We start from the raw sequence: 21,929 nt of genomic DNA, 5'->3' as shown, positions 1-21,929 counted from the left end.
GGGTTTCCATCAGTATTGAGAGACTGTAAGAATATATTGCAATGTTAATGGGAATGAAAATTATTACTATTTTTATTTGTTGGTATAAGGCGCGGGAGTAATGAGGTTAATCACGGTATTTCCTCAGGGTGATAAAATAGTAATATCGATATAGTTATGTTTTATATTCATTTTAAATGAAATCATTGGCTTTTTTGGTGATTTGAAAATTTCGCTTTATTGCTTTCCCTTCTGATTGTTTTTTAACGCGCTCACTTACTTAAGTGATAATGATTTGCATTAAAAAATGTAAAATATTATCATTATTAACATTTCTTTACGTTTCCAGACAAAAAACCGCTTCCGCCCGCAGTCTCTCTGGCGTGGGGCGGTTGTCCGCGGCAGGGATATGCATAGCAAGGTCAGGAAGGCCGCAATGCCATTGTCAGTGTGAGAATCAGCGTCGTTACCTATGTGAAAACAATTAAATTTTTGTGCATCTGGGATGAAAGGAGAATACATCTATGAGCAAGCATTCAGCGGCTCAAAGGCATAAAATCGTAGGAAACAAGGAAAAAGCAGGCTTACAGGCCATTGGGGCATTTTCCTCACTCTTTCTGGGTCTTTGCTCTTTGTCGGTGGGCAGCGTTAACGCCGCCGTCGTGGACGAGAAGGTTCAGGAAACCGCCGACAGCAAACGTAACGATAATTGGCAGGACTCGGAGAGCCTGTTGGTTACCGGCGAAAAAATTAAACGCAGCATTTTTGATACCGGCTCCAGCGTGCAAGTGTTCGACAGTGAACGTATTGCATCTATGCCCAATGCATTGCAGATCCCTGATTTGCTACGTATGACCACCAACGTGGTGGATTTGGGTATTGGCAACAATTTGCCCACCGTGCGCGGTATCGATGGCTCCGGTCCTAACACCGGTGCCAATGCCTTTCTCAGCGGCACCCGTCCGCGCCTCAATCTGTCACTGGATGGCCGCTCGCTAACCTATAACGAACAAGCCTACGGCCCGCAGTCGCTGTGGGATCTGGATCGTGTTGAAGTGTTCCTCGGCCCACAGAGCTATATCCAGGGGCGTAACGCCATTGCCGGTGCCATTGTGATGACCAGTAAGGATCCCACTTTCGACTGGGAAAGCGCCTTTAAGGGCGGGGTTGGCAATCAGCATTCTTCGCAGTTGTCCGCCATGGCCTCCGGCCCATTGGTGGAGGATCAGTTGGCGTTCCGCGTCAGCGTTGATCGTCAGCGTCGCCGCAGTGATGCCGACCTCCCTGCTTATGAACCGGTGGGCGATCCGCGCGAGGTAGAAGCTACCACCGCCCGCGCCAAGCTGTTGTTCAACCCGGCAGGTATGCGCGAACTGACCACCAAGCTGACCTTTAACCATTTTGGCAGCACCTCACCGCAAAACGAGAGCCTCAACCCACTGGTTCACCCTACTAACCCACGCCACGATCCCCGTCGCGCGGTGTTTAAAAGCAACAACAACAGTGGTGTTTGGGATATCGCCTGGGAACAGTCCGACAGCCTGACGCTGGAAAACCGGGTGATCTACACCGACTTTAATATCAACCGTCCTACTGCTTACAACATTCAATATGCTGAAGTTAACGGTAAAGAGGTGCATGTGGAGCCGGTGGCACGCTTTGGTGGGCCGGATAGCCGTCTGCATGGGTTGGCGGGGTTGCGCTATTTCCACGCCAAGCAGGATGAATTCGTCAATATTTTCGGTGGTTCCAGTTTCAAGGATAAAACCGACACTAATTCAGCCTTTGCCGAACTGACCTTTGCCATCACGCCAAAAGTTGATCTTACCGCTGCCAGCCGCCTGGAGCACGAGCATCGCCGTCGTACCGGCGGCAGCAACACCGCGCGTATCGACTTCGACGAGACCTACGACGTGTTCCTGCCGAAGCTCGATCTGGCCTGGAAACCGACGGATACCCAGACCTACGGTGCCAAGGTGGCGCGCGGTTATAACGCCGGTGGCGCAGGCATCACTATCGGCACGCCGGTGGTCAACTACACCTATGGCTCCGAGTATGTCTGGAACTATGAGCTGTATTCCCGTCATCACTTGAAAGATGCCAACGTCATCCTGACCAGCAACGTTTTCTATAACGACTACAAGGATATGCAACTGCCTTATTCTTTGGGCGAGAACTCGAGTGTGATACGCAATGCCGACAAGGTGGAAACCTACGGTGCGGAAATGGGCGCTACCTGGCAGCCGCGCTGGGACTTCGAGCTGTTCACCAACGTTGGCCTGCTGAAGACCAAGATCAAGAAGTTCTCGGGTAGCGGCGTAGAAGGGCATGAGTTGGCGCGCGCACCGGCCTATACGGCCAACATGGGTGCCAAGTACCAGCTGATGGCCGGGCTGGAATTGAGCGGCAACGTGGCGTTCTCAGACTCTTACTACTCACAGTACGACAACGACTCACGCGGGCATATCGGTTCCTATTGGTCGGCAAACACCCAACTGGCGTACACCTTTGCCTATGGCCGCGCCACTCTGTATGCACAGAACCTGTTTGATTCGGAACGTCGCGTGATGGTGACCGGCAATGATGTGTATACGGCGTCTCAACAGCGTCCGCGTATGATCGGTGCGGCACTTGAACTGACCTTCTGATGCGTTAGCAGCCAGTCTGCACAAGGGGCGTATCGACGCCCCTTCTTATCATCAGCGTTCCCCGATGTTCCGGCGTGGCCGGGCACAAGGAGATAGAGCAGTGAGCGGTTATTTTGACAATATTCTTAGCGATGACGAGGCCCAGCGTCTGGATCTGGCGTTTGAGAAGCTGGGCGCGCGGGCGGCAGAGGCCTCTCAGCCATTAAGCGAAGCGGAAGAGCTGGCGTGGTTTATGCACCAGCAGCGGGGTGATGGTGGCAGCCAGCAGGCAATGGCTTGGCGATTAGGCGGTGAGCCGGATATCGGCCGGTTGGTCAGTGCGCTTGAAGCCCTGACGCGGCTAATGCCAGAGCTGGACGTGCGTTATGACTTTGATGACGAGCAGGGCTTATGCAAGTTGCGCGGTAACGCGACGCTAAACCCGGTGAGCATTCAGGCAGTGACAGATGAACGACAGGCGGTTAGCCGTGTGTTGCAGGTGCAGGCCACGCCTCTCGAACTGGCGTGTGAAGCGCCGATGCGTTTTCTATTATTCACCGGTGTTGGTACGGTACTGGGCGTGGTGGCACACGATATTTTGGCCCCAACGCTCTCCTGTCGGCAATTATTGACCACGCTGTCGGCGCTGTATAACGGAATTGAGCCGACGCAGAGCTTTGCCACGACCCCTGCGGTGGCCCCGCAGCCGGAAACGGCAGATTTGGTACTGCCGTGGCCACGTCAGGCGACGGCTCTGCGGGATTACCAGACATCCGTACCCCAGGATGCGCTTCTGGCACAGGCCGGGGTGCGTATAGCGACCCGCGTAGCGCGCAAAGTCTTGCCGGTCGCAGACAACCCGGCGACGCTGCTGGCGGCGATTGCCGTGCGCTTTGGTCGCTTTATCTCAGCTCAATCCGGCGGGCTGCCGGTGCAATTGAGTGTGCCGCAGGACGACGCGCAGCAGGCGAGTGGTCTGGATGCCTGGATGAGCATGGCACGATTGAAACGTCTGACCCTGCAGCCTACGGATCCTGCGGCGGAAAGCCGACTGCTGGCACAGCAAACGGCAGAAGCGGCCAATCCTCAGTGGGCCCAACTGCTGGTGACCTGGCTGGCGGACCCGTCGGTGGCGCTGCAACTTGACGGTGTCAGTGCCGAACGGCTATTACTGCCGCCGCTGCACACCCCTTTTGAATTGGTGCTGGCGTTGAGCCTGCCGGATCCGGATTCGGTGGTGTTGGAACTGGTGGCCGATCCCCGCTTAACCCCACATGCAGCCCCTTTCCTGCTGGAGCAGTTTGTCGCTTTCCTCGCCGGAGGGATGATAACCACGGCGCTGCTTGCCGCTGCAGAACCACCGTCCACCCTGGCCGAGTGCATTTTGGCCGTCGAAGATACGCAGGAAGAAAATGCAGAGATCGCCCAACTGATCCTGGCGGAATTCCGCGATGCGCTGGTCGCACCGGAGATGACCGCCGATGAAGATTTCTTCGACCGTGGCGGACACTCGCTGGTGGCCACCCGCGTCATCGGTCGTTTGCTCAGCCTGCACCGCATCGAACTCAATATTAACGATCTGTTCAGTCACGCCACCGCCCGAGGATTGTCGGCTTACGCCAAACGTCATGCGGTGGCGCTACCGGTCGCGCAGGAACTCGCCACGCAATCCCAGGGCGAAGCCGTCCAAGCACCGTTATCTCTGGCGCAGCATTCCCTGTGGAAAGTTTACGAGGCGTTTGGTCACGACGAGATCTTCAACCTGCCCTTTGCCATCAGCTTCCTCGATCCAGTAGACGAAACGGCGCTGCGTCAGGCGTTTATCGACGTGATGACGCGCCATAGCGTATTACGCTCGCTGTTTATTCAACGTCAGGGGGAGGTGTATCAACAGGTGGTGCCGGTCGCTGAGCTGCTGGATTACGCCTGGTTCTCTTTCTCCGATGACACACCGGCCGGTAAGGCCAGCGAGTTGCTGGCCAGGGCGGGGGATCACCGCTTTGACCTGACTGCCGAATTGCCGTTGCGCGCCACCTTCCTGCGTGATGCGGCAACCGGTCAGCAATTGCTTTCGCTGTTGTTCCATCATGTGGTGATCGACGAGTGGTCGCTGAACCTGATGATGGACGAACTGGGCATGGCTTACCGTGACCGCATGGCGGGGCAGCCAGCGCAGTGGAACAGTGAAGTACCGCAGTTTCATACCTTTGCCCGACAGCAGCAGGCGGGCGGCGTCGTCCAGCAACACCTGGATTACTGGCTTGATAACCTGCGCGATGCGCCGGTCGGCCAGCCATTGTTCCAGCAGGAACCCTCGCACCACCCTGCGGTACCGGCAGAGGCCGACGTCAACGGCGGCTGGCTGGAGTTCGACATCGACCCGGCGGTGGCCGATGGGCTGTATGCGCAGGCCAGAAAGAACAACGCCTCACTGTTCAACGTAGTCTACGCCGGTATTACCACGGCGCTGCGGCTGCTGGGTGGTCCGGCGGATCTGCTGGTGGGCACCTCTACCTCAGGCCGTAACGACGCCGAGTTCTTCGACACCATCGGCTACTTTACTACCGTGGTGGTGCACCGGGTGCGCTTTGGTGAACAGCTTACGGTGGCGGGGCTGATCGACCAGGTTAAAAACACCATTAACGGTTCGATGCCCTACACCGATATTCCCATCGATCTGGTGGAGGAAGGGTTGTTTGGTGTAGATGCCGATCGCAAGAACCACATGTTCGAAGTGTTTATTCAGATCCACAGCCGCATCAAGCTGAACGGCGCATTTACCCTGCAGGACGGCAGCACGGTAGCCTACCGTCAGGTGGAGCCGGAGAAAACCGAATCCTTGCTCGGCCTGCAGTTTGAAGTGATGGAAGAAAATCTCGATGGCGTGAAATCCCTGCGCGTGATGATGACCTACCGTACCGATCACTATACCGCGCAACAGGCGGGGCTGATCGCCGGCACCATTGAGCACGTGTTTTCGCATTTTTCTCAGCAGGCAAGTGGGGAGATGCAACTTGCGGCTCTGCCACCGGCACCACAGCAATGACGTTGTTCACCCTAACTGACTTTATTACTTTCATGGAGATAAACGGATGTCTGGAACACCAGGAACACCTCGCGCTTTATTGTCACTGTTGATCGCCACGTCGTTGGTGGTAGCGGGGGCGGCACAGGCCCGTGATAGCGGGATTAAGCCAGAGGATATCAAGCGTCAGCCGTTGTCGTCGGCGGTGGTGGAGATGGCCTATAGCCCAAGCCAGCAGTCGCTGTTTGTTAGCGCACCGGACTGGAAGGAAGAGGCGAAATCTCGCGTGCTGCGTCTGGATCCGGCCACGCTGGCGGTGCAGGCGGAAATCCCTCTGCAGGTAAAAGGCTTTGGCGTGGCGCTGGATGATGCCGGTCATCGACTCTATCTGACGCAGGGCTTCAATGGCACTGTCGGCGTGGTGGATACCACTACCAACCTTGCTCTGGACAGCATTCCCGTGACCGAAAAATCGATGCTGGCAAAGACCTACAAAGATGCCGGCATCAGCGGCAAGCGGCTGGAGTTCCTGCTCGAGGAGCTGAAGCGCTTCAAGATCACCGAGGATTATCAATACCGCATCCGTGAGGCAAAATATGATGCGCAGACCGGCCGCCTGTTCTTGCCGGGACTGGGGTTCGGGGTCGACAGCGTGCTGTTTGTGGTGGACACCAAAACCAAAAAACTGGAGAAAACCATCCCCGGTTTCGGTTACAACGCGGTGGGGATCACTATCGATGAAAAAGGGCGGCGGGTCTTCGTCTCCAACATGCAGGGGCAACTGATCACCCTGAATGCCGATACGTTGGCGATCGCCTCCACTCAGGAGATCCAGGCGGATCAATTGCTGAACCTGGTGTATGACGGCAAGAACAACCGCTTGTTAGGCGTAGATCAGGGCATCGATCGCGATAACTACCGTAACACTCATTTGGGGCATGACTACGCGAAGCGCAGCAGTGGCCATCGGGTGTTTGCACTGGATGCGGACAGCGGCAAGGTGTTGGCCAGCGAATTAACCGACGAAGTGCCGATCGGTCTGCTGCTGGACGATCGTAACCAGCGGGTTTACGTCGCTAACCGTAAAGGGATCCGTGTCGATCACGGAGCAGGTACCTTGACGGTGTTCGATTCGAAGACTCTCAAACGCCAGCAAAGGGTAGAACTGCCACCGCACCCTAACAGCCTGGCGCTGGACACCCGCAACAACGTGCTGTTCGTGACGGTGAAAAATGACGGTGCCAGCACCAAGGCCGGTAAACCGGAAAGCGTCGTGCGCATTCAACTGCCAAAAAACTAGTTTTACCCTGCTGCGTCAGTGAACGCTGACGCAGCGTATTCCCTTACTAATAGTGATTAGCGGAGCGGCTCTCTGGCGTTTGCTTATTCTGTTGTTTTAAAAGGGCGGGTTAATATCCCGCCCTGAGCATTTCATCGCGTAATACATCGATAATGGCCGGCTCTATATGGGGGAACTTACGTTTAATCTCTGTGATGGCTTCTGCCACGGAAGGGGCGGCAAAGGTCCCGGAGAATGGCAGCAGGGGAAGGCTGGCATCGCTGTCCGGGAATTCACCGCTGATGGTGCCGGTGATCATGTCGGCTCTCTTTTGCGCGGTGAAGTCGTATTCGCCAATGTTCTTATTAATCGATGTCATTTTAACCTCGGTATCGGATTTCCTGGTGCCGCTACGCACCGGTCAACGCCTTCCTTTAAGCATAGTCCCTGAGTTGGAGAGCACCACCGACTCTCAGCCCGACACCTTTGATATGGGTCAATTCCACATAGATACAAGGTAATAAAGCCTGGCCTTGAACCGATAATTTGATTATAAACAACGGCGTTAGGGACAATGTTCTCATCTGAATTGGAGTATTTAAGTTGGCTAAAGTGAATCGACTGCTTGCCGGTGCGTTACTGGCGTTATTGCTTCCTGCTGTCGCTGCGGCGGCGGATTACCGCGCGGGTGAACAATATACCCGCCTGGATAAGCCGGTGGCCTCTGCCCCTGCGGTGGTGGAGTTTTTCTCTTTCTATTGCGGCCCGTGCTATCAGTTTGCCGAGACTTACCATGTGGGTAGCACCGTCAGCCAGGCATTGCCTGAGGGCACCAAACTGACCAAATACCACGTTGGCCTGATGGGTAAACTGGGGAATGAGCTGACCGAGGCCTGGTCGGTGGCGATGGTGATGGGCATTGAGGACAAAATCGAAGGCATGCTGTTCGACGAGTTGCAAAAGAAGCGTGCCATCAACAGTGAACAGGATATTCAGCGGGTGTTTGCCGCTGCCGGTGTCGATGCGGCCACCTATGAAAATGCGCGCCACAGCCTGCTGGTGAAGGGCATGATTGCCAAACAGAATGAAGCGGTCAAAGCGCTGGACGTGCGCGCCACGCCATCGTTTTATGTTTCCGGCAAGTACAAGATCGACAATGCCGGTATGGCGAGCCAAAGCGTTGACGGCTACGCCAAAGAGTACGCCGCCGTGGTCCGCTATCTGCTGACCACCCAGCCTTAAGATTTTCCCCTTACTCTTGTTTTACCTACCCGGCTGCGGCCGGGTTTTTCATGTTGCGTGGAGTAAGGCGCAATCTGTGATCCCAGTGCCAAATCCCGGCTCCGGCATTGCTTGTATGTTATCGGGTTGTTATGTTGATTTTCTGTTCAACGCTGATGTTGGAAGAGGTAAAGCATGGCAATTTCCGCACAGGTCAGGGAGGCCGGTTTCGAGGAGTGGTTGGCGAAAATCAACTCCGCCTGCGGCCGCTTTTGCGCCAGGACATTGGGGCCTGGCTTTAGCGGTGCTATGCAGGAATTCCGTGCCCACGCGCTACGCCTGAGCGTGGTGGATGCCGCTCAGACCCGGTTGTATCGTACCCAACAGGAGATTGTCCGTAGCGACGGTTCGCACTTTTTCACGGTATTTCAGCTACGTGGCAGCTCATTGATGGAGCAGGGCGATCGGCAGGCGGTGTTGTCCGCCGGTGACGTCACGCTAATCGACGCTTCGCGCACCAGCAGCTTTACCTTTCAACAAGACTCCCGCCAAATTTCATTGCTGATGCCGCGCAGCTATCTTGAGCAGTCTGCGTCCGATGTACAGTGCGTGCGGCGGCTTGATGCGCAAAGCAGCGTGGTGCGCCTTAGCCGGCAACTGGTGCTGGGGTGTATGCAAGATTCACAGATGAGTGCTCCAGAGAGTGAGGCGATCCTGAACGCGGTTGCGACGCTGTTGCGTCCGGCGCTGGTCGATCGTGTGGTGGGGGAAGACAGTCCTCCACGCAGCTTCAGCCGTACGCTGGCGTTTATCGATACGCATATTCAGTCGCCGCAGTTACGGCCGGAGTGGATCGCCGATGAGCTTGGCGTTTCGGTGCGCAGTCTGTATCGGATGTTTGCTCGTCAGGGGCTGGTGGTGGCGCAATATATCAAGCACCGCCGCCTGGATTTGTGCGCACAGGCGTTACGCAGCGCGCCGGAGCGGCAGAAACTGGCCACTATCGGTTATGACTGGGGTTTTGCCGATCACAGCCACTTTTCCACCGCCTTCAAAAGCCGTTTTGGCGTTTCGCCGAGCGAATACCGCAAGCAGTATCAATAGCGCCTTCTGCGGCGCTATTGATGATGAAGGCGCTCTTTAGTAACGAATGCACACCGATTTGGATTCGGTATAAGCATCCAGCCAGTCCGGGCCGAAGTCGCGGCCACTGCCCGATTGTTTAAAGCCGCCGAAAGGCATGTTGGCGTCAATCAACGTATGGGTATTGACCCAGACCGTACCGGCCTGAATGCGTGGCGTATACGCCATTGCTGCCTGCAGACTGGTGGTCCACAGACTGGCGGTCAGACCGTAGTCGGTGTCGTTGGCTTTGCGCAGCGCTTCTTCGGCGTCCGCCACCCGAATCAGATTCACCACCGGACCAAACACTTCTTCGCGCGTCAGGTTCAGCTTATCGTCTGGGTTAATTACCAGTGTCGGCGGAATATAAAACCCCTGCGAATCCGGCCCGCTCGCGCCGCTGATCAGCTCCGCATGCTTGGATCTGGCATCGTCCAGATAGGCTGCCACTTTATTACGGTGATCGCTGGATACCAACGGGTTGATCTGGGCATTGGCATCCATGCCCGGCCCGACGGTCAGGGATTTCACCGCCTGCTCGAACCCGGCCACCAGGGTGTCGTAGATCGGTGCTTCAATATAAATCCGCGAACTGGCGGCGCACACCTGGCCCTGATTGAGGAAGCTGCCTGCCATCAGGCCTTCGATGACCTGTTGGGGATCGGCGTCTTTCAGCACGATGGCCGGGTTTTTTCCGCCCAGTTCCAGCGTAACGCGGGTCAGACGATCTGCCGCTGCGCGTGCGATACCTTTGCCGACCGGCGTGGAGCCGGTAAAGCTCACTTTGGCGACCAGCGGGTGTTCGGTCAGTGCCTTGCCGCAGCCGGCGCCTTTGCCGGTTACCACGTTGAATACGCCCGGCGGAATACCGGCCTCGGTGGCCAGTTCGGCCATGCGCAGCACGGTGAGAGGGGTGGTTTCCGAAGGTTTGATGACGATAGAGCAACCCGCCGCCAGCGCCGGCATCACTTTCCACATGGCGATCATCAGCGGGAAGTTCCACGGCACAATACCGGCCACTACGCCAATCGGTTCTTTGCGGGTATATACCTGATATTTGGCACCCGGCGGCATCGGGATCGACACGTCCAGCGTTTGGCCGGTGATCTTGGTGGTCAGCCCGGCAGTGTAGCGCATCCAGTTCAGCGTACAGCCGACTTCGAACATGCGGGCGATATTGATCGACTTGCCCTGTTCCAGCGTTTCCAACTGGGCCAGTTCTTCGGTGTGTTGCTCAACCAGATCGGCATAGCGCAGTAAAATGCGTTCGCGCTCGGCGGGTAAACGCTGTGCCCAGATCCCGGAGGTAAAAGCCTGATGGGCCGATTGCACGGCATGCGCGACGTCCTGTGCGTTGGCATCGGCGGTGGAGGATATTTGCTGTCCGTCGGCGGGGTTATACACCGCCAACCGGCCTTCGGTGCTGGCTTCGCACCATTGGCCGTCGATATACAGCCCATGATGACGATCGAGAAAACGCGAAACGCTGTCCATCACTGCTAGGGTATTGTCAGGCATACGCCCTCCTGTCAGACAAAAAAGGTCGTACCCTTAATTATTGAAGCTACATCTGTGTTGGTTTCACTCACTCACGCGAATTACTTACTTGTGTAAGCTCATCGGGATTCACTCGCTAGCCGCCTTGATGCAGCTCCAATTATTTTGGGTAAATCGTTAACCTTAAAAGCTTACAGCAGGTGGAGAGGATCGACTTTTGTCTGCCTGACAATCGGTTTGCCCTGCGTGACATTATGGAGGAAAAGCTAACGGCTGAACGGGTCAGCCGTTAGGGAACCGGATCAGGAACTGAGGGTCGCCAGACGGGTGGCGAAGCCGAGGAACAGCAGACCAATCAGACCATTGCCCAGTTTTGCCAGGCCTTTCTTGTGGTTGAAGAAGTGCGCCAGCATCGCGCCGGAGAAGATCAGCGTGGTCATATAGAGAAAACTGACCGACTCGAGGATCAACGCCAGAATGGTGAACGACAGGCCGGTGTGGGCATAGTCGAAGTCGATAAACTGTACGAAGAATGATACATAGAACAGGATCGCTTTCGGGTTGGTCAGGCTGAGCGTCAGCGATTTGCGCAGAATACTGTGGCTGCCTTCAATCTGTTGATGCTGCGCCGCGTTTTTCTGGATAAAGGTGGCATAGAGAATTTTTGCACCCAGAAACAGCAGGTAAATCGCGCCGAGAAAACGCACCAGGGTAAACAGGAACGGCGTGGTGCGGATCAGCGAAGCCACGCCGATATAGGCGCAGAAAATCAGAATTGCATCACCGATAAACACGCCCAGTGCGGCGGTATAGCCAGCTCGCACACCGCGTGTCACGCCGGTTTTCAGCACGTACAACGTATTCGGGCCCGGCAGGATGATGATAAAAATCACCCCGGCCAGATAGGTCCAAAGATTCAGGACGCCAAAACTCTCTAACACAATAACCTCTCCATGCGCGGAACTGACAGCCAATAACACTGGCTACACCCGTAGCCGGGCGCGATCCTAACGCCGCGGAGGCGGGTTGGCAACGTAATAAACTTCATGTTGTTTGCCGTATTTCGCCGCTCGTTACACACGGGTCAAAAAGGGGTTATGGCTTGCGTGCCAGCAGCGTAGCGAAACGCAGTGAAATGCGGTTACCGGCGGCGTCGGTCTTGTGCAGTTGGCCAACCTCTTCGTTGTACTTAAGCACTTCCCAACCGGCGTAATACTCTTTCAGCTCACCCTGTTTAAAGGTGAACGGGAAAGGCAGGCTACAAGGATAATCCGGTGTATCCATCGCCGCGACAATCAGGTTGTAACCGCCGTTGACGGTACTGTCCTGCATGTTTTTCACCAGCGAGGGGATCTGCGCCGGGTTGAGGAACATCAACACCACGGTAGAAAGGATAAAGTCGTATTCGCCGCTGAAGCTGTGGGTGTTGAGGTCTTGCACGCTGGCGCGAAGGTGCGACAAACCTTCGCTATCGATGATGCCGTTGAGATTATCAATCGATGGGCCGTGTTTGTCCCATGCCGTGACGTCAAAGCCTTTCAGGTTGAGATAAAGCGAATTGCGCCCGCCGCCGCAGCCCAGATCCAGTGTTTTGCCGGGCGCGATACGCTGCACGGCTTCGATCACTTCGGAGTGGGTACGCGTCAGTTGGTATTTCTTGTGGTAGTAATCTTCCGGCGAACAATAGAAAGCCAGTTGGCAGGTCATATCATCGGAGAATGAAACGATGCGGTGCCATTGCTGCGGCTCGATAAACGGCGGTTGGCTCTCGGGGCTGAACTGCCAGGTTTCGGTAGTCTCGCCCTGTTCGTTCATCAGTGCGAAGGTCAATGTCCCGCTCAGTAGCCTGAGTTTGGCCCAGGTGCCGCTTTGGGTGTTGTGCTTTTGCTGGAAACTCTCCGGCAGCGTGGTGCTGTTCCATTCTGGCAGGGTTTTATAACAAAGCAGTTCGTTCATGTATCACTCCTTGGGTTCTGCGTTGCCGCATGTGGCGGGCGAACAGAATGATTTTATATGTTGCATATAAAATACATGTTTATGGGGCCATTGAAAATGCCCAGTAGCATGAAAGGCGTGATTTAGAGCTTACGGTGCATTCGGGTATTGACCGCCCTGAAGCCGAGCCGGGTATATAGTCTGGCCGCCGTCGGATTGTCGTCGAAGACCGCCAACTCGGCATATTGTGCACCGGCAGCCCGTCCTGCGTCCAACACCGCGCTGAGGATTTTCTCACCGTAGCCCTTGCCACGCCAGGCGGCATCGACTTCAAAATCATAAACAAATAGCTGCTTACCGTAGGTGCGTTGTTTGATGTTGTACCAGACGATGGCAATATTCTCTTCTGCTCCCACCAGCCGGGCACAAACCAACCTGTGGTTGGGCGTCGCCAACCCCTGGGGCAACGAGTCGTTATAGGTGGCTGCGGCTTCCACCAGCGCCTGTTCCTGGCTCAGCAGCAGAGAACGCTGCAGATCACTGGCATATTCTTCGATTGCGTGAGTGCAGTAACGCTCGAATTCCTGCTGGCTCATGTCTCTGAGTTCAATCATTGGGTTGTTCCTTGACGGTTATTTTCCTTTCATGGCCCGGTACTAACGACCGAAACGGCATATTTAAACTGGATCAGGGTCTGCGACTGGGCTAACGTCAGTGCAGTTTAAGCTAAAACGATCAGGGAAAAGATGCTAATTCGCCGTTTTATCAACCCGATGACCTTACGTCCGTTGAGTCTGCTCGCGCTGCTGGTGCTGGCTGGCTGTACCACTAAAACGCCTACGGCGCCGGTGCAACGTCCGGCAGACGTCAAAGCCCAGTTGGTGCGGTTAATGCCGGCCAATACCGCCGATCGCCAGGGCTGGGCCACCGATATCACTGCCGCCTTTGCCGCGCAGGGTATTGAACCCAGCGACCAAAACCTGTGTTCGGTGCTGGCTGTCACCGAGCAGGAGTCGACCTTCCAGGCCAACCCGCCGGTGCCGGGGCTGCCAAAAATCGCCTGGAAAGAGATCGACCGCCGCGCCGACCAACTGCATATTCCCAATTTCCTGGTGCACACCGCCTTGCTGATAAAATCGTCGAATGGCAAGAGCTACAGCGAACGGTTGGATAAGGTGCGCACAGAGAAAGACCTGAGCGATATTTTTGATGACATGATCGATTCGGTGCCGATGGGGCAGAAGCTGTTTGGCAGCCTGAATCCGGTGCATACCGCTGGGCCAATGCAGGTGAGTATTGCCTTCGCCGAAGCCCATGCCAAAGGTTATCCGTACCCGATTGACGGCTCAATCCGCCGCGAAGTGTTCAGCCGCCGTGGTGGCATGTATTTCGGTATCGCTCACCTGCTGGGGTATCCGGCCAACTACAGCCAACCAATTTACCGCTTTGCCGACTTCAATGCCGGTTGGTACGCCAGCCGCAACGCGGCTTTCCAAAGTGCAGTCAGCCGGACGACGGGTATTCCGCTGGCACTGGACGGCGATTTGATTAACTACGGCACCGACAAGCCGGGCACTACCGAACTGGCCGTGCGTACCCTCGGCAAGCGCCTGGATATGAGCAACTCGTCGATTCGCCGGGCGTTGGAAAAGGGTGATTTGCTGGAGTTTGCCGACACCGACCTGTATGAGCGAGTCTATGCTCTGGCGGAGAAAACCACCGGCAAGAAACTGCCACGGGAAATGCTGCCGGGCATTCAACTGGAAAGCCCGAAAATTACCCGTAAGCTGACCACCGCCTGGTTTGCCAAGCGGGTGGACGAGCGACGCCAACGTTGTATGACGCGCGCCTCGGCGGGTTAAACCTGTGGAGTATTGATAAACGCAGGATGCCGCTCGGCCTGGGCGGCAAATGCCGCCAGCGTCGGGTGGTGATCGGCGCTAATCAGCGCGGGTAGCATGAGTTGAGTGAAGCTCCAGGCCACCGCCAAGCTGACCTCAGCGCTGCCCGTAACCTGAGGTGTTGCGGGGGCTCGCAGCAACTGTTTCTCCAGTTCGGCGTAGGCTGCCAGCAGTTGGCCCTGAACGCGATCCAACCAGGGTTGATGCTGTTTCTCCTGCGGCCGTAACTGCTGCTCATAAACGATCTGCACCGTCTTTTCGCAGGCGGCCAGCGCCAGCCCAGTCAGTTGCAGAGCATAGAGTCGTGCAGCGCCCTGAGTCGGCAGCAGAGCCTTGCCGGTGGGGGCGATGCCGGCGGCATACTCCAGGATCAACGAAGAGTCCATCAGGATTTGATCGTCGGCCAGCACCAGCGTTGGGGCTTTCACCACCGGATTAATGGCTTTGAATTGTTCAAAACCGCGGAACACCGAAATGGCGTGATGCTCAAACTCGATCTCCAATAATTTCAGACAAATTGCCACCCGGCGCACATAGGGTGAATCCAGCATGCCAATCAGTTGCATCATGTTCTCCTGGGTCTATTCGACCGATTTAAGTGAATGAATAAACGTCACCAGCCGTTGGGCTACCGTTTCCGGCGCGTCTTCCATTAAAAAATGTCCTGCCTGTGGGATCACCTGCAGCCTGGCTCCGGGAATATCGCCCTGCAAACGGTAGGCGTAACTTACCGGCTGCCATTCATCGTCCTCACCCCAGAGGATTTGCACCGGCAGGCGGAGCTCTGGCAGGCGCTGGGCGAAGTCTTCAGTATAGCGGGCGTCGTAATGGGCGATTTGATGTTGATAAAATGCCGGTTGGCCGACCACACCGACGATCGGCGCCAGATAGTGCTGCAATAGCTCTCCGGACATCCGCGACTTGTTGAACACCGCCATTTTCAGTTGGCGAGCCAGCGTTTGCTCGTGCTGTGACGCGTCCATGACCGCGTACTGGCGATAGCTATCACGGATGCCGCGCCAGGTCGGAGAAGGCCAGGAGTCGTAACTGCAAATATCCGCGATGGTCAGCGAGCGAAAGCGTCGGGAGTGCTCGAACGCTGCACGCAGTGACAATGCGCCCCCAATATCGTGACCAAACACGTGGGCGGAATCCAGTTGCCAGTGGTCCAGCAGGCCGATCAGGAATTCCGCCTGTGCTGCAATTGAGGTGTCTGCCGACAACGGGCGTTCTGATGCACCGTAGCCCAGTAAATCGTAGATATAAACCCTGAAGCCCGCTGCCGTCAGGCTGGGTAACAAATCTCGCCAGATGATCGAGTGGGCAGGGGTGCCGTGTACCAACACCAGCGGTTCACCTGCGCCCTGGATGCCGGTGGCAATACGGTGACCCTGAATGATAACTTGCTGATTAAGCAGAGAGGTTAAGTCGTTCATGATGACTCACTGATTGTCGTGTTGTAGACAAACCATACCTACCGTCTTTCCATGACGCTAATGACAAGTTATGGTGATTAAATCCAACTTTTGTCATGGTCTGCTTATGAATCAGCGTTTATCCATTGATGCATTGCGAGCGCTATTGAGCGTTATCGATACCGGTAGCATGACGCGTGCGGCACAACAGCTCAATCTCAGCCAGTCGGCGGTGAGTTGGAAAATCAAACGTCTGGAAGAGCAGTTGGGGCGCAGACTGGTCGATCGTCAGGGCATGACGTTGACCGCCACAGCGGATGGCGAGGCCCTGTTGTCGCATGGGCGGCAGATTTTGCAGGCTCACGATCGGGCATTGGCGCATTTCGCCCCCTCGTTATTGCAGGGCAGGGTGCGTTTTGGCGCCACGGAGCAGATGTCTTTACCGCAGTTGGCGGCCTTGCTGGCGGCATTCACCCACCAACACCCGCAGGTGGATGTGCAGTTGGTAATCGAGCAAAGCCAGGTGCTGCGTAACGCACTGGATCAAGGGACGCTGGATCTGGTGCTGCATCAACAGTTTTGCGATGCGCTGAGCGCAGAAGATGTGGTGCTGGCAACGGAGCGCATTCACTGGTGTGTGCCACCGGGGTGGCGCTATCAGTCAGGAGACAGGGTGAAGCTGGTTAGCTATGGGCCGGACTGTTTTTACCGCCGCCTGGCGGAAGAGCGGCTGAGCGCCGCGGGTATTGCCTGCCAGGTGTCGGTGGAATGTCCGTCGGTGGCGGGGATGTTGGCGGCCATTGCTGCCGGGATGGGCATTGGCCTGCTCAATCAGCAGTCTATTGATCGACGGGTGCAGATCGAGACCCGCTTCGAGCGTATGCTGCCCTTACCGAGCGTGGCGCATGCGTTACGTCTGGGGGCCAAGCGGCACCACCCACTACTGCAAACCTTGCAACAGCAGGTGGTGCAGGCTCTGGGGCCAGCCGCCGTTCCCTGAGCAACGGCGGATGGATGCTGATGGGGTTAAGCGCGACGCGGGTTGGTCAGGCCGAAGTTAAAGTGATTACAGCGATTGCAGAACTCCTTCATCACCGGCGGGGTGTCCATCATCGGTACCTTCACTTCGATAAAGGCCAGCCGATCCTGCCGCGAGGCATGCTCCAGCGCAATTTCCAACTGTTGAGTGGTTTCTACCGCCACGCTGAACGGCGTCGCCTGGGTGTTGAGCACCGCCGGCAGTTTGGCGTAGTCCCACGGCCCAATGTCGTTGTATGACGAGTTCTCCCCGAGAATGTAGCGCTCGATGGTGTAACCGTCGTTATTAATCAGGAAGATAATCGGCTTCTGATCGTAACGCAGCAGGGTGGAAACTTCCTGCGCGGTCAGTTGGAAGGAGCCATCGCCGATAAACAGCAGATGTCGGCGATCCGGTGCGGCCATCATGGTGCCCAACAGCGCCGGTAAGGTATAACCGATCGAGCCCCAGATCGGCTGATTGACCACCTGGACGCCGTCCGGCATCCGCATGCCGCCAATCGCCGCGCCCGAAGTGCCATTCTCTACCACCAGGACATCATCGGCCCGAATAAAGCGTTGCAGGCGCTGCCATAAATAGGCCTGGTCGATCGGGGTTTCACTCGGCGTCGCCAGCCGATGGCGCGCTTCCGGCAATGGAGCCGGATGATAATTTGCCACGCCTTCGCCCAGCGCCAGCAGTGCCTGCAACAGGTCTGCCGTTGCCACTGCCGGGTAAGAAGTGTCACCCAGCTTCACTGAAAACGGTTGAATATCAATTTGCGCGTCGGACGGGATGCGATGCGAGAAATAACCGGTGGTGGAGTCCACCAGCCGTACCCCAAAGCTCAGCACGCAGTCGGCATGCGCCATGTGTTCATACAGTTCGGGGCGCGACAGATCGCCGCTGTAACCGCCTATCCAACCCGGTGTGGTTTCCGAAATAATGCATTTGGCCGTCGGCATGTTGGTGAGTGGGATAGCGAATTTATGCGCCACGTCGATCACTAACTGCTGTAGCTGGAAGCGATCCACCATTTGGTCGACCAGAATAATCGGTTTTTTCGCCTGTTTGATCCGCGCCAGCAATGCCATCGCCGCCAGTTGAACATTATATTTGTCGCTGGCCGGCAATTGTGGCGGGGTTATCACCTGAGTAATTTCAATTTCCACATCGCAAATATCCGAAGGTAATTGCAAATAAACCGGTTTCTTTTCCGTCCAGGCTCGGGAAATAACCCGGGGAATTTCCACCGCCGCATTTTCCGGTGTAATTAATGCCTGGGCGACGGTGAATTGTTTAAAGCAGTTCATCACGTTATCAAAGTTACCGTCTGCCAGCGTGTGGTGCAGCAGCAGATGGTTTTTCATTGCGTGCAGCGGCGGGGTGCCGGACAGGCAGACCACTGGAGCCGATTCGGCGTAGGCACCGGCAATACCGGACAGCGCGGCCAGATCGCCGACGCCGTAGGTGGTGATCAGCGCCCCGGCACCTTTTAGCCGTGCATAGCCATCGGCCGCATAGGATGCATTCAGTTCATTGCAGTTGCCGATGAACTCAAGGTTGTCCTCCTGTTCAATCAATTCCAGCAGCGCCAAATTATAGTCGCCGGGTACGCCGTAAATACGATCGATGTTCAGGGTGCGGAGCTGCTGCAGGATGAAAGCTCCAATAGTGATTTTCATGTAATTCTCCGGATTTTTTATCTTTCTTTTATCAGGCAGAGAACAGCAAGTTAATTGCCGACGATGTTGTGTAGAGAACCTTAAAATAACGCTGAACCCTTACAGTCAGGGGGCGCTGGTTAGCTTTAACAATTATTTAAACTATCTGCTTGTTCAAGTTGAGGCGACTGTCTCGGGGGCGGGGGATTTGTATTCCCGGGTTTACGTTGTGACTAATCGGTATTAAAGGTGGGGTTATCGGCGGTGGTATTTTTCATTGAATGTAATAGAGATGTAAAATCTGGCTTGTGTCGCCAGTTCATAGCGTGCTGAGTGAGTGCCCGGTACTTTTGCCCGCAGATTAAATGGCTACCGGTCATCTGCCCGTTTTTGATGGCACCGACCTCTACGGCAGTGATGTAACTGCATATTTACAGCAGTGCCAGGCGACAGAACCCTTAGCGTGGCAGGAGCGCCGGTAAAACGGCTTTTCAGTCCCGATTAAAAACGTGATCGCCGTTACATTAGCTTGCCGGGCAACAGTAAAGATTCCGCTACACCTGGCGAAGAAAAGAAGTTTTACCGCATGCCAGCTAACCGCTAGCGCCCTCTGCGCTGACGGCACGATTGCGGAGTTTTCTGACAGACGCTGCACTGAGGGAAGGGTAGCCTGTGCGCCGCAAACCGCCTTTCCGCCTGCCTGACCGCAGCTAAACTTAACCAAGTGACAACGAGTAAGGAAAAACTGGCTGGATAAATAAGATACAGCTTGATCTTGATTAGGTGATAGGTAAGAATCCCCGGCCTTATTTTTTACAGGAGTTTGATAATGCTTTTTAAACGGACCATTTTGGCTTGCACAGTGGCGCTGCTATTTCCTGCACTACCTTCTTACGCTGAGGTTGGTGCCGAAAATAGCAATGCCGTGCAGGCTGAAAAACCGGGTCTGTGGCAGCGTTTCACCCATAACGTGGCGGAAACCTGGAACAACTCACCGAATAAAGATCTCTATGTGCCGGCGATTACCTGGCACAACCGTCTTACCTACAGCCAGGAAAAAATCGACTCCTACAACGAGCGCCCCTGGGGCGGTGGTTATGGCATCTCGCGCTACGACAGCGACGGTGACTGGCATGGTCTCTATCTGATGGTATTCAAAGATTCGTTCAATAAGTGGGAACCGATCGGCGGTTACGCTTATGAGAAGATCTGGCGGCCGCTGGAGGACAAGGATTTCCGTTTGGGTCTGGGCTTTACCGCCAGTATTACCGCGCGCGATAACTGGAATTACATTCCTATCCCGGCGCCGTTGCCTCTGGCCTCTATCGGCTACAAACAACTGACCTTTCAGGCCACCTATATTCCCGGTACCTACAATAACGGTAACGTGTTCTTTGGCTGGTTCCGTTGGCAGTTCTGATCACCGGCGGGTCGTTCGATCTACCCCCCCCCCCCCAACTCTCCCTGTCGTGCGTTTCCCCGCCAGAAAACCACCTGAATTCTGAAAAAATCGCTGCATTGTCAGATAAAAGGAACTTGTCGCGGGTGGTGGCGTCCGAAGAGGTGACCCAGCGCATTGCGCTTATTGCACACGATATGCCCACCTGATTTCTCCCGCCGCAGAGCCAGGGGAAACAGGCAGGGATGGCGAGATAAACAGGAGTTTTACCCCATGAACACCAAGCATCGTTTACTGTTGGCGCTGACATTGACCACCGCTATGACCTGTGGGGCGGCTCAGGCTGCCGGATTGATGGATTCCCTGAGCAGCGCAGCCGGTGAGCTGAGCAAGTCAGGCGACAGTACGGGTGGCACTTCACTGTCCTCGCTGACCGGCTTGCTGAACGGTGGCGATAAAGCGCTGAGCTCCAGCAGCATGACCAATGCCGCCGGTATCCTGCAGTACTGTGTGAAAAACAACGTACTGTCGGCCAATGGCGTTGAAGGCGTGCAAGACAAACTGTTGAACAAGTTGGGCATCAGCAGCACTGAGAACGCCAAGAGCCAGGACTACCAGCAAGGGCTGGGTGGTCTGCTGCAAACCGGCGAAGGCAAGAGCCTGGATTTGAACAGCCTGGGCACTTCGCAAATCACCGAAAAAGTGAAGCAAAAAGCCTGTGATCTGGTCCTGAAGCAGGGCGCGTCCTTCATTTCCTGATAACGTAAACGGCGGTTGCTTATGCACCGCCGTTTTTAATTTGTATAAGCTGAAAAAATGAAAAAAATTCTGATGGTCTCCCTGCTTGCAGGGATGGCGATGCTACAGGGCTGCACCATGAAATCCAACGATGCGCCACCTCCACCGCAGATGAAACCGATCGGCATGGCCAACCCGGCAGACGTTTATTGCACCGAGATCGGCGGTAAATTGAATGCCAAACAAAATGCCAACGGCCAGTATTCCACCTGCACCTTGCCTAATGGCCAGGAAATTGAAAGCTGGGAACTGTTCCGTCGTGACCACCCGGTGAAGAAATAAGCGCTCGGGTTAAAACTCACGATCGCTGATCGGCTGGAGCCGCACGCTGCCGTCCGTTTGCGTATTGAGCGGCAGCCGCCAGTCCAGATGGCTGCTGAGGGTGAAGGGCCTGGAGCGGAAGTTACAGCCGCTTTTGATGTTTCTGATCTTCATGATGTACTCGCCGGCCGGATTGGTTTTGATATTGAAACTGCCGGCAGCGGGAATAAACACTTCAGCCAGTTGTTGTGGCTGGCCGGGCGTTTCCAGTTTGACCAGCACCGGAAAATCGTTGTTTTGATTGTCCAGCGTCAGTTGCTGCAAGCGACCGCTGTTTTTGTGCTCTGGTTGATGCAGGTAACCGGCCGACGCGGGCCAGGGTTGTCCGGCATTGTCATGCAGCGGACCTCCGCACTGTTCGCGAGCCTCGCGCAGCGGCATTTCGCGCTGGATGGCCCGGTTGTAATCCGTGGGGGTGACCGAGATAAACTCATCGTCATTTTGATGGGCACGCAGATAGCGCTTGGTGCTGAACACCCCAACGGCAATCAGCATAAAGAAGATAAAAATCGTCAGGCGACTCCTGAAAATCCCGCCAAACAGCCTGCCCGGCAATTGAAACAGCCACTTCACTATTTTTGACAGCATCTTTTTCCCTTAGCGCCCAAGCTGTTACGTTCTGCGGTAACGTTGCCTGCCTCAGTATAGCCAAATCGTTCGCCAAGAGGTGAGCGTCTCATGAAATTCCCGTGTTTACCCGATCCCTTGTTCCAGCAACGTTAGCAGTA

The 21,929-nt window shown here is 55.6% G+C and carries 19 protein-coding genes; 10 read left to right on the top strand and 9 right to left on the bottom strand.

Features of this window, described 5'->3' with window-relative positions; translation table 11 throughout:
- The first annotated feature begins 503 nt into the window (after positions 1-503).
- The 3 genes from F8R23_RS13000 to F8R23_RS12990 all read left to right on the top strand — a co-directional run bounded on the left by F8R23_RS13000 (position 504) and on the right by F8R23_RS12990 (position 6,931).
- On the top strand, positions 504-2,627 hold the full coding sequence (locus tag F8R23_RS13000; RefSeq protein ID WP_129936044.1) for a TonB-dependent receptor: 2,124 nt from the start codon (positions 504-506) through the stop codon (positions 2,625-2,627).
- A 100-nt stretch (positions 2,628-2,727) separates the two neighbouring features.
- Positions 2,728-5,652: a condensation domain-containing protein gene (locus F8R23_RS12995; RefSeq protein WP_151415692.1), complete on the top strand. Its 2,925-nt coding sequence runs from the start codon at positions 2,728-2,730 to the stop codon at positions 5,650-5,652.
- A gap of 46 nt (positions 5,653-5,698) precedes the next feature.
- A complete protein-coding gene (locus F8R23_RS12990; protein ID WP_129939050.1) occupies positions 5,699-6,931 on the top strand; it encodes a YncE family protein in 1,233 nt (410 codons plus the stop codon).
- 109 nt (positions 6,932-7,040) lie between these two features.
- Here F8R23_RS12990 and F8R23_RS12985 read toward each other — a convergent pair whose 3' ends face one another.
- The gene (locus F8R23_RS12985; protein ID WP_129936041.1) at positions 7,041-7,289 is read right to left on the bottom strand and encodes a hypothetical protein; all 249 of its coding nucleotides are present in this window, start codon (positions 7,287-7,289) and stop codon (positions 7,041-7,043) included.
- Between the two features lie 224 nt (positions 7,290-7,513).
- Here F8R23_RS12985 and F8R23_RS12980 point away from each other — a divergent pair, with 224 nt between their 5' ends.
- Positions 7,514-8,152: a DsbA family protein gene (locus tag F8R23_RS12980; RefSeq protein WP_129936040.1), complete on the top strand. Its 639-nt coding sequence runs from the start codon at positions 7,514-7,516 to the stop codon at positions 8,150-8,152.
- Between the two features lie 174 nt (positions 8,153-8,326).
- The gene (feaR, locus tag F8R23_RS12975; RefSeq protein WP_129936039.1) at positions 8,327-9,235 is read left to right on the top strand and encodes a transcriptional regulator FeaR; all 909 of its coding nucleotides are present in this window, start codon (positions 8,327-8,329) and stop codon (positions 9,233-9,235) included.
- 36 nt (positions 9,236-9,271) lie between these two features.
- Here the strand turns inward: feaR and F8R23_RS12970 are convergent, their stop codons facing one another.
- From F8R23_RS12970 to F8R23_RS12955, 4 genes are all read right to left on the bottom strand, one after another.
- Positions 9,272-10,771 (bottom strand): aldehyde dehydrogenase family protein, encoded by a 1,500-nt coding sequence (locus F8R23_RS12970; protein ID WP_129936038.1) that lies wholly within the window; start codon positions 10,769-10,771, stop codon positions 9,272-9,274.
- A gap of 281 nt (positions 10,772-11,052) precedes the next feature.
- Entirely contained in the window at positions 11,053-11,691 is a 639-nt protein-coding gene (leuE, locus tag F8R23_RS12965) for a leucine efflux protein LeuE (RefSeq protein WP_085115370.1), read from the bottom strand.
- A gap of 154 nt (positions 11,692-11,845) precedes the next feature.
- Positions 11,846-12,706: an SAM-dependent methyltransferase TehB gene (gene tehB / locus F8R23_RS12960; protein ID WP_129939049.1), complete on the bottom strand. Its 861-nt coding sequence runs from the start codon at positions 12,704-12,706 to the stop codon at positions 11,846-11,848.
- Between the two features lie 122 nt (positions 12,707-12,828).
- Positions 12,829-13,299: a GNAT family N-acetyltransferase gene (locus tag F8R23_RS12955; protein WP_112347770.1), complete on the bottom strand. Its 471-nt coding sequence runs from the start codon at positions 13,297-13,299 to the stop codon at positions 12,829-12,831.
- A gap of 132 nt (positions 13,300-13,431) precedes the next feature.
- On the opposite strand from F8R23_RS12955, the gene F8R23_RS12950 reads away from it, so the two are divergent.
- On the top strand, positions 13,432-14,547 hold the full coding sequence (locus F8R23_RS12950; protein ID WP_129939048.1) for a DUF1615 domain-containing protein: 1,116 nt from the start codon (positions 13,432-13,434) through the stop codon (positions 14,545-14,547).
- Here F8R23_RS12950 and F8R23_RS12945 read toward each other — a convergent pair.
- Together F8R23_RS12945 and F8R23_RS12940 are read right to left on the bottom strand one after the other, a co-directional pair.
- Positions 14,544-15,152, bottom strand: a complete 609-nt coding sequence (locus F8R23_RS12945; protein WP_129936121.1) for a glutathione S-transferase — start codon at positions 15,150-15,152, stop codon at positions 14,544-14,546. The genes F8R23_RS12950 and F8R23_RS12945 overlap by 4 nt on opposite strands.
- 15 nt (positions 15,153-15,167) lie before the next feature.
- Entirely contained in the window at positions 15,168-16,025 is an 858-nt protein-coding gene (locus F8R23_RS12940) for an alpha/beta fold hydrolase (protein WP_129936035.1), read from the bottom strand.
- A 67-nt stretch (positions 16,026-16,092) separates the two neighbouring features.
- Between F8R23_RS12940 and F8R23_RS12935 the strand changes: the two genes are divergently transcribed.
- Positions 16,093-17,001: a LysR family transcriptional regulator gene (locus tag F8R23_RS12935; protein WP_129939047.1), complete on the top strand. Its 909-nt coding sequence runs from the start codon at positions 16,093-16,095 to the stop codon at positions 16,999-17,001.
- Positions 17,002-17,027: 26 nt separating this feature from the next.
- Here F8R23_RS12935 and F8R23_RS12930 read toward each other — a convergent pair whose 3' ends face one another.
- The gene (locus tag F8R23_RS12930) at positions 17,028-18,704 is read right to left on the bottom strand and encodes an alpha-keto acid decarboxylase family protein (RefSeq protein WP_129936033.1); all 1,677 of its coding nucleotides are present in this window, start codon (positions 18,702-18,704) and stop codon (positions 17,028-17,030) included.
- A gap of 805 nt (positions 18,705-19,509) precedes the next feature.
- Between F8R23_RS12930 and pagP the strand changes: the two genes are divergently transcribed.
- The 3 genes from pagP to F8R23_RS12915 all read left to right on the top strand — a co-directional run bounded on the left by pagP (position 19,510) and on the right by F8R23_RS12915 (position 21,162).
- Positions 19,510-20,103 carry a lipid IV(A) palmitoyltransferase PagP gene (gene pagP / locus F8R23_RS12925; RefSeq protein WP_176979065.1) on the top strand — a complete coding sequence of 198 codons (594 nt, stop codon included), beginning with the start codon at positions 19,510-19,512 and terminating at the stop codon, positions 20,101-20,103.
- A 252-nt stretch (positions 20,104-20,355) separates the two neighbouring features.
- Positions 20,356-20,841 (top strand): YjjA family protein, encoded by a 486-nt coding sequence (locus F8R23_RS12920; protein WP_112347763.1) that lies wholly within the window; start codon positions 20,356-20,358, stop codon positions 20,839-20,841.
- Between the two features lie 57 nt (positions 20,842-20,898).
- A complete protein-coding gene (locus F8R23_RS12915; protein WP_085115377.1) occupies positions 20,899-21,162 on the top strand; it encodes a putative hemolysin in 264 nt (87 codons plus the stop codon).
- Positions 21,163-21,171: 9 nt separating this feature from the next.
- Here F8R23_RS12915 and F8R23_RS12910 read toward each other — a convergent pair whose 3' ends face one another.
- Positions 21,172-21,789: a hypothetical protein gene (locus F8R23_RS12910; RefSeq protein WP_129939045.1), complete on the bottom strand. Its 618-nt coding sequence runs from the start codon at positions 21,787-21,789 to the stop codon at positions 21,172-21,174.
- Between the last annotated feature and the right edge of the window lie 140 nt (positions 21,790-21,929).

The organism is Serratia proteamaculans (assembly GCF_008830365.1).
Classification (GTDB): domain Bacteria; phylum Pseudomonadota; class Gammaproteobacteria; order Enterobacterales; family Enterobacteriaceae; genus Serratia; species Serratia proteamaculans.
The sequence above is the reverse complement of the archived record's forward strand: the minus strand, read 5'-3'. Positions and strand labels throughout refer to the sequence as shown.